This window comes from Nitratiruptor sp. YY08-10 (genome assembly GCF_016629565.1).
Classification (GTDB): domain Bacteria; phylum Campylobacterota; class Campylobacteria; order Campylobacterales; family Nitratiruptoraceae; genus Nitratiruptor.
This window is the reverse complement of the sequence record NZ_AP023057.1, coordinates 579,557-593,219: the sequence shown is the minus strand read 5'-3', so window position 1 is coordinate 593,219 and position 13,663 is coordinate 579,557. Positions and strand designations below refer to the sequence as shown.

12 protein-coding genes are annotated in these 13,663 nt (G+C 39.1%); 9 read left to right on the top strand and 3 right to left on the bottom strand.

Features of this window, described 5'->3' with window-relative positions; translation table 11 throughout:
- From JG735_RS03295 to JG735_RS03270, 6 genes are read left to right on the top strand one after another with little or no spacing between them, the layout of a single operon-like run.
- Nucleotides 1-2,022: a chemotaxis protein CheA gene (locus tag JG735_RS03295; protein WP_201335410.1), complete on the top strand. Its 2,022-nt coding sequence runs from the start codon at nucleotides 1-3 to the stop codon at nucleotides 2,020-2,022.
- Nucleotides 2,022-2,540: a chemotaxis protein CheW gene (locus tag JG735_RS03290; protein WP_201335409.1), complete on the top strand. Its 519-nt coding sequence runs from the start codon at nucleotides 2,022-2,024 to the stop codon at nucleotides 2,538-2,540. The genes JG735_RS03295 and JG735_RS03290 overlap by 1 nt, the downstream gene beginning before the upstream one ends.
- 9 nt (nucleotides 2,541-2,549) lie before the next feature.
- On the top strand, nucleotides 2,550-3,509 hold the full coding sequence (locus JG735_RS03285) for a chemotaxis protein (RefSeq protein ID WP_201335408.1): 960 nt from the start codon (nucleotides 2,550-2,552) through the stop codon (nucleotides 3,507-3,509).
- A gap of 8 nt (nucleotides 3,510-3,517) precedes the next feature.
- Nucleotides 3,518-3,913, top strand: coding sequence for a chemotaxis response regulator CheY (locus JG735_RS03280; protein ID WP_201335407.1), 396 nt, complete (start codon nucleotides 3,518-3,520; stop codon nucleotides 3,911-3,913).
- A gap of 14 nt (nucleotides 3,914-3,927) precedes the next feature.
- Nucleotides 3,928-5,277, top strand: coding sequence for a methyl-accepting chemotaxis protein (locus JG735_RS09895; RefSeq protein ID WP_201335406.1), 1,350 nt, complete (start codon nucleotides 3,928-3,930; stop codon nucleotides 5,275-5,277).
- Between the two features lie 8 nt (nucleotides 5,278-5,285).
- A complete protein-coding gene (locus tag JG735_RS03270) occupies nucleotides 5,286-6,722 on the top strand; it encodes a PAS domain-containing protein (RefSeq protein ID WP_201335405.1) in 1,437 nt (478 codons plus the stop codon).
- Here the strand turns inward: JG735_RS03270 and JG735_RS03265 are convergent.
- From JG735_RS03265 to thiC, 3 genes are all read right to left on the bottom strand, one after another.
- The gene (locus tag JG735_RS03265; protein WP_201335404.1) at nucleotides 6,708-7,517 is read right to left on the bottom strand and encodes a ParA family protein; all 810 of its coding nucleotides are present in this window, start codon (nucleotides 7,515-7,517) and stop codon (nucleotides 6,708-6,710) included. The genes JG735_RS03270 and JG735_RS03265 overlap by 15 nt on opposite strands.
- A gap of 51 nt (nucleotides 7,518-7,568) precedes the next feature.
- Entirely contained in the window at nucleotides 7,569-8,732 is a 1,164-nt protein-coding gene (locus JG735_RS03260; protein WP_201335403.1) for an Mrp/NBP35 family ATP-binding protein, read from the bottom strand.
- 299 nt (nucleotides 8,733-9,031) lie between these two features.
- The gene (gene thiC / locus JG735_RS03255) at nucleotides 9,032-10,366 is read right to left on the bottom strand and encodes a phosphomethylpyrimidine synthase ThiC (protein WP_201335402.1); all 1,335 of its coding nucleotides are present in this window, start codon (nucleotides 10,364-10,366) and stop codon (nucleotides 9,032-9,034) included.
- A gap of 116 nt (nucleotides 10,367-10,482) precedes the next feature.
- On the opposite strand from thiC, the gene JG735_RS03250 reads away from it, so the two are divergent.
- From JG735_RS03250 to JG735_RS03240, 3 genes are read left to right on the top strand one after another with little or no spacing between them, the layout of a single operon-like run.
- Nucleotides 10,483-11,604 (top strand): bifunctional 2-C-methyl-D-erythritol 4-phosphate cytidylyltransferase/2-C-methyl-D-erythritol 2,4-cyclodiphosphate synthase, encoded by a 1,122-nt coding sequence (locus JG735_RS03250; RefSeq protein ID WP_201335401.1) that lies wholly within the window; start codon nucleotides 10,483-10,485, stop codon nucleotides 11,602-11,604.
- Complete coding sequence (locus JG735_RS03245) at nucleotides 11,601-12,491, top strand: response regulator (RefSeq protein ID WP_201335400.1); 891 nt, start codon at nucleotides 11,601-11,603, stop codon at nucleotides 12,489-12,491. Before JG735_RS03250 ends, JG735_RS03245 begins: the two co-directional genes overlap by 4 nt.
- Nucleotides 12,469-13,659: a sulfate adenylyltransferase gene (locus JG735_RS03240; RefSeq protein ID WP_201335399.1), complete on the top strand. Its 1,191-nt coding sequence runs from the start codon at nucleotides 12,469-12,471 to the stop codon at nucleotides 13,657-13,659. Before JG735_RS03245 ends, JG735_RS03240 begins: the two co-directional genes overlap by 23 nt.
- Nucleotides 13,660-13,663 lie beyond the last annotated feature (4 nt).

Genomic DNA, 13,663 nt, shown 5'->3' with positions numbered 1-13,663 from the left:
ATGAGAGTGAATGTCAGTGAAGATATGCAAGAGATTTTAGACGAGTTTGTACAGGAAGCCGAAGAAATCATAGAAAACCTTGATCAAGAACTGATAGAACTCGAAAGTGATCCTACAAACAGGGATCTTCTCAATGAAATATTCAGAGGAATGCATACCCTAAAGGGCGGAGCCGGTTTTTTAGGCTTAGAAAGTATTATCGAATTGGCTCACGTTATTGAAAGTATTTTTGATAAACTCCGCAATAATGAGATGACTTTGACATCTGATATGATGGATGTTATTTTAGAGGGAATAGACGTTCTCAAATCTGCTATTGAGACATTAAAATCAGAAAATGAGATTCCTGATGTTGATGAGATCAAGCCGCTGCTGGACAAACTCAATCACATTTTAGAAAATCCTGAATCATTTCAAGCAAACGAATCGTCTGAACATGAACAAATTGGTAGCGAGATAGAACAAGAACCATCCGAGGCAGCACAAGAACCCTCAAACGACAATTCTGTAAAAGAAGAAATCATTTTCCATGATGATGTGGATGAAAAGATACAGCAGCTGATCCGCGAACACCCTGGAAAAAATTTCAAAGAGATTCTCGACGATCTCATACTTTTGCCTCCAGAAGAGCGGGATATGGATCTTATCATGAAACTGGATGAGCTCATCAACGAAGGAAAAGATGTTGAAGATCTTATCAAAGAAAGACGCATAATCGAACCAGAAGTCAAAGAGCAGCCTGCTGTTGCGACCAAGCAAGAAGAAAAGGCACCGGTTACAGTACCGGAAAAATCAAAAACAGCACCCAAACCAAAACAGAAGAAAGAGGAAACGGAAACAATCCGTATAGATATAGAGAGAGTAAGCACATTGATGAATCTCGTAGGAGAACTCGTTCTTGATAGAAACAGAATTGTCAAGCTCACCTCTCGTCTTCGAACCAACTGTGAAGACTCTGAAGCGGTAGAGGAACTGAATGAAGCGATTGCCGGTATGAGCCGATCGGTTTCGGATCTACAGGAAGTCGTTATGAAACTAAGAATGCAACCGGTCAAACGGATATTTAGCAAATTTCCGCGTATCGTTCGCGATCTCGCAAAAAAAATGGGTAAAAAGATCGAACTTATTTTGGAAGGTGAAGATACAGAAATCGACCGCAGTATTCTCAATCAACTCGAAGACCCACTCATACACCTTGTACGGAATTCTATTGACCATGGAATCGAACCACCTGAAGAGCGTATTGCCAAAGGAAAACCCGAAACCGGACATATTATACTCTCTGCTTTACAAGAAGGGGATAGAATTATCGTATTCATTGAAGATGACGGACGGGGCATCGATGCTGATAAAGTTAAACGAAAAGCGATTGAAAAAGGACTGATTACTCCGGAACAAGCAGCTCAAATGAGCGATAAAGAGGCATATGAATTGATTTTTATGCCAGGATTTTCTACCGTTGAAGAGGTCAGCGAAATTTCCGGTCGTGGCGTGGGTATGGATGTAGTAGCCAATGTTATCCACTCCTTACGAGGTGCCATAGAGATCGAAAGCGAACCCGGTAAAGGCACAAAAATCACGATGAAACTACCTTTGACGGTAGCAATTATCAGAACATTGATGGTTGGATCCAATGATAGAATCTTCGCTATCCCTCTTTTTAGCGTCGTAGAAATTATCAAATACAATCCCGATGATATCAAAGATGTTGGTACATACAAATCTTTGGTCCTCAGAGACGAGGTGTATCTCTTCTTTCATTTGAACGAACTTTTTGATCTTGAAAGCAACGATCACGAGAAATTTGTAATCATCCTAAACATCGGGGAGAAAAATATCGCAATTGCTGTAGACGATCTTTTTGGCGAAGAGGAGATCGTTATAAAACCGCTGGGTGAAATGCTCAAAGATGTCCAGGGTATTGCCGGTGCAACAATCACAGGTGATGGAAAAGTGGTTTTGATTTTGGATATCAAATCACTTATCAGTGATAAAAGAAATGAACTTATAGGAGTTATCTGATGGGTGAAATGCAAGTATTCGGTATCGATGAAAATATAACCCAATCTATTAAAGAGGAAGAACGCGTTATAGCTTTCATGTTAAACGACGAACTTATCGGCATCAATATAAAAAACGTAACAAAAATCACAAAAAAACTCGATATATCACCTGTACCAAAAACTCCCGAATATATCGTCGGGGTCATGAATTTAAGAGGCAACATCGTACCTGTTGTCAATCTTAAAAAGATGCTCAACTTACCGAACAGTGATATTATTGATCAAGAATATATTTTGATTATCGATACCGAAATAGGCAATATCGGTCTTTTGATCGATAAAGTAGTCGGAGCAATCACCATAGAGAATGAAGAGATTCTCCCTGCTCCTATCAATTCCATCGGTATTGATGCAAAGTATGTTATCGGTGTTATCATCATCGATCAAGAGAAGGAACAGTCAAAAAGAAACCTTCTCATCTTACTCGATACAGATAAACTCTTTAACAAAAAAGAGATCCAAGAAAACCAAGAATAAGAGGCGCGGATGAAAAAGAATGACTATTTACCGAAAATTCTCGAAACAGGTGCCAACGAACTGGAAATCATCGATTTTCGGATGTATGAAGAGCTCGAAGATGGTTCCGTGTATGAATGGGTTCTTGGTGTCAATGTCGCCAAAGTAAAAGAGGTCATACAAAAGCCGGAACACATCTTCAAATCTCCCGGATCACCTCCAGAAGTTGAAGGTTTGGCGAAAATCAGAGAAGAGGTGATTCCTATCGTCAATCTTCAAAAATGGATGAAGATCAAAGCTCCTAAAGACAAAGAGAACAAATACGTCATCGTCATGGAGTTTTTACGTGAAATCATCGGAATTTTGGTCCATGAAGCAAGACGGATACGTCGTATCAAATGGACGGATATCAAAAAACCGCCTGCAAGTATAGATGAAAAACTCGGGGGCAAGGTTGTGGGTGTTATCGAGATAGAAAATGGTCAACTTCTCCTGCTTCTTGATTTTGAAGGTATTTTGGATGAACTTGGAATGATCAAAGTTTTCCATGTAGAAGAGGAAGGATCGTATAAAAAAACAGGCCAACACTATCGTATCCTAATACTCGATGACAGCCCGGTGGCACGACGAATCATCCGAACGATTTTGGAAAAAGATGGTCATACTGTAATCGAAGCCCAAAGTGGTATCGAAGGATTGCAGATTTTACATGAACTTGCTGAAGAGGCTCAAAAAGAGGGAAGTGACATTACAGATAAACTACAATTGATTATCAGTGATATCGAAATGCCTGGAATGGACGGACTAACATTTACCAAAAAGGTCAAAGAGGACCCTGTCCTTTCCAAAATTCCAGTGGTCATCAACACCTCTTTGTCAGACAAAGCAACTGTCGATAAAACAAAATTTGTCAATGCAGACGCACATCTTGTAAAATTCGATACGAAAGATCTACTGCACATAGTACACGAATATGCGATAAAAAAATAGGAGGATAAATGGCATTACCCAATAAAAACATAAAGATTTTAGTTGTCGACGATGCTCCTACCATCCGCCGTATCCTCAAAAATGCTCTGAAAGAGATGGGATACGAGAATGTAGATGAAGCGGAGGATGGTCAGGTAGCATTGCAAAAACTAAGAAGCGGCAATTACCAGTTTGTAATAACAGACTGGAACATGCCCAATATGACAGGAATCGAACTTGTTCAAGAGATCAGAAAAGATCCAAAACTCAAGCATCTTCCCATTTTGATGGTTACAGCAGAAGCGAAAAAAGAAAACATCATTTTGGCTCTCAAAAGTGGGGTCAACAACTACATCGTCAAACCTTTCACACCAAAAGTACTAAAAGAGAAAATCAGCGCAATTTTTACACCGAAAAAAAAATAGAATAGGAGCTCAATATGGGGAAAAAAGATATTGAATTGAAAAATGAGACCACAACCGAGTGTGAAGAAGCACTAGATACATGTCAGAAAGAACTGGAACAGCAGATACAAAAAGAAAAGATCATATGGTACGACAGCGGAATCAAGCTTGCAGATGGACTGTTCCAATCTGCATTAGTAAAAACTGGTATCTACCGATTCAAGAATAGATTTCATAATTTCAATGACTCTTTCGAAAAAATTACTCAGACAAGCAAAGAGAGCCTCAAAACAACCGATATAATCATGGAAAGTATCCACCAAATTGAGCAGACTCAAAAAGAGACCAATGAATATATAGAAGAGGGAGAATCCATCCTCAATAAAACCAACGAGGATATTCTCCAATCTGTCCAGGCAATGGATAATCTGACAAAAACCACGGAAGAGCTCAAGCGAAAGATCAGTGGAATAGACCATGTTTTAAACGTTATTTTGGAAATTACAGAACAAACCAACCTGCTTGCGCTCAATGCTGCAATCGAAGCAGCACGTGCAGGAGAAGTTGGACGAGGATTTGCTGTTGTAGCTGACGAAGTACGAAAACTTGCTGAAAAAACAAGCAAGAGTGCCAGTGAAATCAGGGAAGTGACCGTTTCTGTAATGGATGAGATGGACAATACCTCTCAAGTTGTCAGTAATGCAAAAACAATTGTTGAAGACAGTGCCGAGGGTGCAAGTGACGTACTCAAATCCTTTTTCAAAATCAAAAAAGCAAGCAACAAAGTAACGGATCTAATCTCGAAACAGATAGAATACACTACAAAACAAAAAGAAAATATCTACACTTTCAGTGATGAAATCAAAAAACTCAATAATGAACTTCAACAGGTTCAAAAACTTGCCAATATAACAGGTGAGCGTATTCTTTCAGCCATTGATGAAGTAAAAGAAGGATTTGATAACTGCTCAACCGTTGATCCTAATGAACCAATTACAAAAATTTTAAGCGCTATAAAAGATCATTCGGTATTTGTGGTTGATACAGCCAAATATACCGAAGGCTATGAAAATATCACGCTTAAAGATTATACGTCGTGTAATTTTGGAAAGTGGTTCTATTCACAAGAAGCTTTTAAAGAGTTGAAAAAGTATGGCCCTGAAGTCATCTCACTGCTAGAAGACATAGAAGAAGATCACAAACAAGTGCACACCATCGCTTTTGAGATACTAAGACTCAAAAAAGAGAATAGAAATGATGAGATCTTTGAGAAATTTTCAGAACTTGCCGATGCATCCAGTAGTCTCATAAAACAGTTAATGAAGATTTACGCAATTATTGCAACGACTGAAAAGGATAAAATAGAAACCAAATCCAATAAGTAGGATCAAAGATGCACTTTAAATACAATAAACGAGGCATTGAACCTAAAAATATTGAATCACCATTTAATCTAGATGAACTCTTTTTTTCGATAACCAATCCAAAAGGAATTATACTGACTGGCAATGATGTATTTGTGCACGTTTCTAAATTTACAAAAGATGAAATGATCGGGAAACCACATAACATCATTCGCCATCCCGATATGCCTAGAACTATTTTTAAAGCACTCTGGGATACCATCAAAAGCGGAAAACCCTTTGTCGGATATGTAAAAAACATGGCAAAAGACGGTTCATATTACTGGGTACTAGCCGCAGTATACCCTATCTTCAATAATGAGGGAGAGATAGAAAAATACATCTCCATCCGACTAAAACCCACTTCGGAATATTTTAAGCTCATTCCTGAGCTCTATCGAGAAATTCTTGAAAAAGAAATAAAAGAGGATATGGATGCGGCACAAGAACTGTTAATAAAAAAGATACAAGAGCTTGGGTTTCATACCTATGAAGACTTTGCCAAACGCATCTTTTTCGAAGAAATTCTAAATAGAGAAAAACTTTTAGATCAAAACAGCAATCCTGCTTCATGCAGAACCAATCTGCAAAATATACTGGAAGAGAATCTGGACTTCATCGATTCACTTTGTGGTTTGGAAACCATTTTTCTCCGAATCAATCGATATTTCAATGAAATATTCAACAAAGTACATACTTTTTTGGATCTGAATGAAGAGTTGGAAAAGAAATCAAATTTTATCTTTGGTTTAGCAGAAGATATAAGACTTTTATCCCTCAATGCATCTATCGAAAGTTACAAAGTCAAAAAAGAGGGAGTTTCATTCTCTACCCTTTCTCATGAAATGAGAAAAAATGCAGAAATCAGCGAGAGAAAAGTCCTTGAAATGAATCGGCTCATCAATGAAGCGAAAAAAGATATTGAAGGTATCGGTTTCAACATCCTTACTTTAAAACTGAATATCGAAATGATCGTCTTTTTTATTAAAGAAATGATTGTAAACTTTTCAGACAAAGAAATTGGTGAAAAAGAAGAAAATGAGATTACAAACAATATCAACGAACTATTCCAATTGATGCAACTTTATGTAACAGAACTTCAAAAAAGCATGTTCGCTTCCAAAAATATGTTACGCTCTATTCTATACAACATCAGCGAACTCAATATCCTTATCAACAGACTCGATTTTATCCATATCAACGGTATGATTGAATCAGCTCATACTGAAGAAGAGGAAGGTGGATTCCATATTATCTTTTCTCAGATGCTTCATCTAATCGAAAGAGCAAAACAGGAGATCATTAACCTCGAACACTCTTTGTTCGATGCGACAGAAGAAAACACAACGGTATTTACAATAACCAATATCGCTATCCAAAAGATCAATCAGGCAAAAAAAAGATTCTCCCACCTATTGGTGGGCTAGAATCTTTTCCAACTCTTCAAAAGCCTTCCGCAAAATTTTTTCATAATACTTCTCACAATCACTTTTGAGTGATTTTTTAAAGCTGAGACGTTTGATTTCCTCTTTCGTAGCACCACCGGCTATTGCTTCTTTCAGCTCCTGATCCATATCCATCTCTTGCTGGGCCATCTCCCATAATGTTATTCCAAATGCTCTGGAATATTTTATAGCATCACTGTCTGCAAGCACAAGATAGTTTCTATCTTTTTCATTGATATAGTTGATTACGCCTTTTGTATCGAAAAAGCCATACTTATCACCCAAAAAGATATCAAACTGAGATTCCACTTCCCTGTTTTCATTCCATCGATTGAGAGCAAAAATAGTTTTAATTTCACTGTGTGCGTTTTTTATTTTTTGATAAATGTTGATAGCACTTGTAGCGTCCAGTTCACCATCCATCAACGGAATGACCACCGCATCCAAAGCGTAGATCATACCACTATCGATCAAAGCTTCCAAAACATAGACTGCTGTTTTATTTGCTCCCACATCCATAATGATACTTGTATCCATCAAAAGGATATCACGAAGCGTATCACGAAGATCTTGTCCGGAGATTCTAACCTTTTCAAGCCAAACTATTTTACTCTTATCAAAGGAGAGGCTGTCTTCATTCTCATCGTCAAATTCAAAAAACGAAATTGCCGAGCCCTGCTTTTCATACAAAAAGGGGGCGAGAAGCTGCATACTTATTGTACTTTTCCCCACTCCCCCCTTCGTATTGATAACGGCTATTTTATAGTGCTGCTGCATAAGACCCTCTGGAGGTTTTTGTTTATTATACCAAAAGAGGGTTCGTTCGCATTAGTGAGAACAGCCACAGCCTCCGCCGCTTTGATTCCCTGCATTATGCCCTGCAGTGGAACACGCACTTACTCCCGGAGGAGTTGTTGGCTGAATCATTTCATTGCTTGCACCGCCCTCTTCATTCACTTTTTCTATGAAATGCCACAATTTGTTTGCTGCTTGATGGTACCGTTTTGCTGTTTCACTCTCCGGATGATAAAAAACGACAGGTTTTCCTTCATCTCCACCTTCTCTGATTGCCGGCTCGATAGGAATTTCACCAAGCACGCTTGTACCATATTCTAATGCTACATCGTGGGCTGTTCCTTTTCCGAAAATATCACTTTCTGTGCTACAGTTTGGACAGATGAAGCCACTCATATTTTCTACAATTCCGGCAATTGGAATATGAAGCTTTTTAAACATATCAAGACTTCTTCTGCTATCATCGAGGCTCACCATCTGAGGTGTAGTCACAGTGACACCTGCTGTAACCGGTACGCTTTGCGCTAATGTCAACTGCGCATCCCCGGTCCCTGGAGGCATGTCGATAAAAAGCACATCCAGATCACTCCATAAAATATCTCTTAAAAACTGTTCAATCGCTTTCATGATCATAGCTCCTCGCCAAATAAGCGACTGCCCCTCTTCCATGAGCACTCCCATACTCATGACTTCCACGCCATATTTTGTCTCGATTGGCTTAACCTTGTTGCCTACAACTTCTGGCTGTGCGCCAAGTATCCCCATCATTCGAGGCACATTTGGACCATAGATATCCGCATCCAAGATTCCAACTTTTTTTCCTTGCATTGCAGTAGCGATCGCTAAATTCACGGTAGTCGTGGATTTTCCAACTCCACCTTTCCCACTACTGATCATGACGAAATTTTTCACTTGCGGTGCTAGGTTTTTCCCTCTGCTGGAAGTCTCTCTTGGCATTTTAGGCTGCTTGATATTGACAATCACCTCTTTCGCACCTTGCAACCCAAGCTTTTTTGTGATTTCATCTCGAAGCTGCTGGGCAACCTCCGGTGCACTTGATGTGATATCCAGCTCAACGGCAACTCTATCACCATTGACTTCGATTCCTTTGACAAATCCAAATGTCACAATATCTTTGGTAAAACCGGGATATGTCACAGTGGATAAAACTTCTTGTACTTTTGCTTCATTCAGCATTGCAGCTCCTTTGTTTCAATTAGGATAGATTTTATCTTATTTAAGATTAAAGTTTTATGAGAATTTGGAATTGGGAATCTGGAATTGGTGATTCATTTCGCTAAGCTATAACAATGCAACGTTTATTATAAAGAAGTCAGTAGGTATCGATCCATACCAAGGAGTCAAAGATGGAAGTGATTAATCAGACGGTAACAGTTATGCTTATTGTAACTATGTTACAAAAATAGGGCAATTCATTAAAAAATTGGAATTAGGAACAACTTTTTCCCAATTTCAAATAGAGCCAGGCTTTTGCCTTAGGCTCCATGTTTTTCAAGAATATCTTGTGTGATTTTGTAGCTACAAAATTTTGGTCCGCACATAGAGCAAAACTCTGCCTCTTTGAAAACATCTTGCGGTAGCGTCTCATCGTGATACTCTCTTGCTCTATCTGGGTCCAAAGCCAATTCGAACTGTTTGTTCCAATCAAATTTATATCTTGCATCGCTCATGGCATCATCCACATCGCGTGCCCCTTTTCGGCCTCTGGCAATATCCGCTGCATGGGCTGCAATTTTGTATGCAACAATTCCCTCTCGTACATCCTCTGCATTTGGAAGACCCAAATGCTCTTTTGGCGTCACATAACAAAGCATACTCGCTCCATACCATCCAGCCATTGCAGCTCCGATTGCACTTGCCAGATGATCATATCCTGCGGCAATGTCTGTTACAAGCGGCCCCAATACATAAAATGGAGCTTCATGGCAATAATCTCTTTCAATCTTGATATTTCTTTCAATCTGATTCATCGGTACATGTCCAGGCCCTTCAATCATCACCTGCACATCTTTGTCCCATGCTTTGAGAGTAAGTTCTCCCAAAACTTTCAACTCTTCAAGCTGTGCATCATCGCTTGCATCTGCCAAGCATCCTGGTCTCAAACTGTCGCCCAAAGAGAGACTCACATCATATTTTCTACAAATATCCAAAATATCGTCAAATGCTGTATAGAATGGATTTTCCTTATGGTAATGCATCATCCATGCTGCCATCAAACTGCCACCACGACTTACGATTCCCATCTTTCTTTTAGCTACAAGGGGCATAAATCGAAGCAAAAATCCAGCATGAATTGTAAAATAGCTTACCCCTTGCTTGGCTTGACGCTCAATGACTTCAAGCATCTTATCGATTGTCAAATCTTCTATTTTGTTATTGCAATCGTGCAAAATCTGATAGATTGGAACCGTTCCAATAGGAACCTCCGCATGCTTGATCACCTCTTCTCTGATTGCGTCAAGATCACCACCGGTGGAGAGATCCATTATCGTATCGGCACCGTACTTTTGGCACACTTTGACCTTTTCAACTTCCCCCTCGGCATCACTGGCCAAAGCAGAGCTTCCGATATTTGCATTGATTTTACACTTTGCAGCGATTCCTATCGCCATCGGCTTTTGATGGATATGATTAATGTTTGCCGGGATAATCATCCGACCTCGTGCTACCTCTTTACGAATAAGCTCAGCATCAAGCCCTTCTACCTTTGCCACATACTCCATCTCTTCAGTAATAATACCTTGTCTTGCATAGTACATCTGTGTTCGAACACTATCATTTTTGCGTTTCTCTACCCACTCTTTTCTCATAAAAACTCCTTCATCCCTTAAACAATCAGGGGAATTTCCAAAATATTACTGAAAAAAGATAAAAAAAAGCTTTTGTAATGTATAATTTCGTAACAATTAAGAAAAAAGGATAATCTTTGTCCGATTTGACGTTGGTGTTACTTGGTGCCGGAAATTCAAGCAGATTTGGTCTTAACGTAAAAAAACAGTGGCTATGGTGCGGTAATGAACCGCTTTGGCTCTATGTTACGAACAGATTCACTCATAGCTTTTCCTTCCACGATGTTGTAATAACCGCTCATCCCAAAGAGATCCCATTTTATAAAAAATATTGTCACTATACTGTCGTTGAAGGAGCCGATACACGGCAACGCTCTTTACTCAATGCCCTTGAAATGGTTCAAACACCTTATGTCCTTGTTTCCGATATCGCGAGGCCCTGTATCCAAAAAGAGGTCGTACAAAAGATGATAGAAAATCGATCTCACGCCGCATGCATAGTACCGTATATCCAACCTGCAGATACAGTGGTGTATAAAAATGAAACAATCGATAGAAACGAAGTCAAACTGATCCAGACGCCACAACTCTCAAAAACAGATATATTACGCAAAGCTCTTACCCAGGGAAAAGAGTTTACCGATGAAAGCAGTGCCATCGCATCTTTGGAAGAGAAGGTTTTATATATCCCCGGAGACAGAAAGCAGCACAAGCTTACCTATACAGAAGACTTGAAACTGTTGCCTTGTTTGCAAAAGCCCTCAAATGCAAAACGTATAGGAAACGGCTTTGATGTGCATGCTTTTTGTGCAAACAGAAAGCTCTTTTTGTGTGGAATAGAAATCCCCTACGATAAAGGTCTTGCTGGCCACTCAGACGCAGATGTGGCCATTCATGCCCTTATCGACGCACTCCTTGGAGCAGCCGGTTTTGGAGATATAGGAGAACTGTTTCCAGATAGTGTTGATACATACAAAGATATCGATTCGAAAAAGCTGCTTTTTGAAGCAGTTCAGCTCCTTCATGCATGCGGATTTGTAATAGAAAATGTCGATCTCACCATCATTGCACAAAATCCAAAAATAGGTCCTTATAAAGCAAAAATGCAACAGAGTCTGCATGATTTATTGCATATTCCTCAGCATGCAATCAATCTTAAAGCCACAACCACCGAACATCTTGGATTTGTTGGAAGAAATGAAGGCATTGCCGCAATGGCAACAGCTACACTACACTATTTTGACTGGAGTGCAATATGAAAGTACTTATCGTAGAGAATGAAATATATCTTGCCCAAAGTATCGCAACAAAACTCTCTGAAATAGGATTTACCTGCGAAACGGCGGCTAGTATCAAAGATGCGTTGCAAGAGCAGCATTATGATATCATCCTTCTATCTACCAACATCAACGGTCAAGATTTTTATCCGGTTATCGAGGCCTATAAAGATAAAATCATTATTCTACTGGTCTCATATATTTCGCAAGACACAGTATCGGACCCTTTGAAAGCAGGCGCAAACGATTACATCCTCAAACCTTTCATGATCGAAGAATTGATACGGAAAATGAAGCATTTTATTGAATATGAGAGACTTCTAAAAGAGAATAAAACATATAAACAATATCTCAAAAACAGTTTCAAGGGTTTTTCTATCGACAATATTTCGATCAAAGACCCATTACCTCTTTTCATAACGACGAATTATCAACGATATGCAGATGCATACGCTTTTGCGTACGCTGAAACGGTAGACGAACCCTTTGTCTATTATACCCTCAACGATAAAGGGGCGATCAATCAAATCAAAAGTGAAGATCCTACACAACTTCTGTATATTACCGATTTTCAAAACCTCAAAAAAAGTGAAAAACTGCAATTTTTGGAGATAATAGCAAATAAGAGGGCAATCGTCTCTTCAACAGAGAAAGAGTCTGAAGAGATACCGTTTAAACAGATTGAACTCAAAAGTGACAATAAGGTGTTTGACAGAAACGATATCATGACAATTGATGAGTATGTCAAATATATCATTATCAACTATCAGTATAAATTTCCCGATACTACTATCTCAAAAAAGTTAGGGATTTCTCGAAAGAGCCTTTGGGAGAAGAGGAAAAAATATGAAATCTTCAAGAAAAAATAAATCGTTATTTATTGACCAAGAGGCGGTATCGACACTTGCAATGGTGCAAGAGGGGCTTTTGCACCCGATAGACAAGCTGATGAATCAAAAAGAGGCACAAGAAGTTGATACCACAAAAGAGTATAAGGGCAAATCTTTTCCTTTTTCCTTTATTCTTGCACCAAGTGGAAAAAAAAATGAAGAGATCCTTCGTTCACTCAAACCAGGCGATCACGTAGAACTCATCTGTAACGGCCGACAAGTAGGCTCAATCAATGTAGAAGAGATTTTTCCCATCGATCCGATTGAAAGACTCAAAAATATTTACGGTACTGCAGACATTTCCCATCCCGGTATTGAAGCGACGTTGAAACGCCTTGGAAACTATGCAGTTGCCGGCGATTTTCAGATTGAGTTTGAAGATGTCAAAAAAGCAAAAGAGGATATTGTAAAACGTAAAAAGGAGCTCAAAGCGAAAGAGGTGAGCGCCATCATGCTCGCTGCCAAACCTCTTCACAGGGCCCATGAGAGACTGATTCGTTCCACTCTTGAGCATAGTGATTTAGTCGTACTCTTTTTGCTCAAACCCTATGTCAATGATCAATTTTCCTATGACTTACGATACAAAACCGTGGATTATTTTGTCAAAAACTATCTCCCCAAAAATAGAGTTCTCATCGTTCCATTGGAAAATACCTATATTTTTGCAGGATTTAATGAACTCATCCTTGATGCCATCGTAGCACAAAATTTTGGATGCACTCGTCTGGTCGTAGGAAAAAATCATGCCGGATTGGGTCTGTACTATGATAAAAATCATCTCAAAAGTGTTTTTGACAATCTTAAAGGAATCAATATAGATATCGAGATGGTCAATGAATTCGTCTACTGCAACAAATGTAAAACGCTTGTGAGCACAGAAACCTGCCCACATGGCAGTCATCATCATATCTCCTATCATGCTGACTCCATTTTGGAACTTTTGAAACTAGGGCTCCTTCCTCCAGCCGTTTTGGTACGGAGAGAAATCAGTGCGATACTTTTAAGTAAACTATTTCCAAATCGCTTTAAAAATCTTGAAAAACTCTATGCAGACCTTATTCCAAATGCCGGTATTTTGGAAAAACATACTGAAAAAGATTTTTACATCCAACTCATGAAACTCTATCAAACAACCTCTTTGACATAGGAGT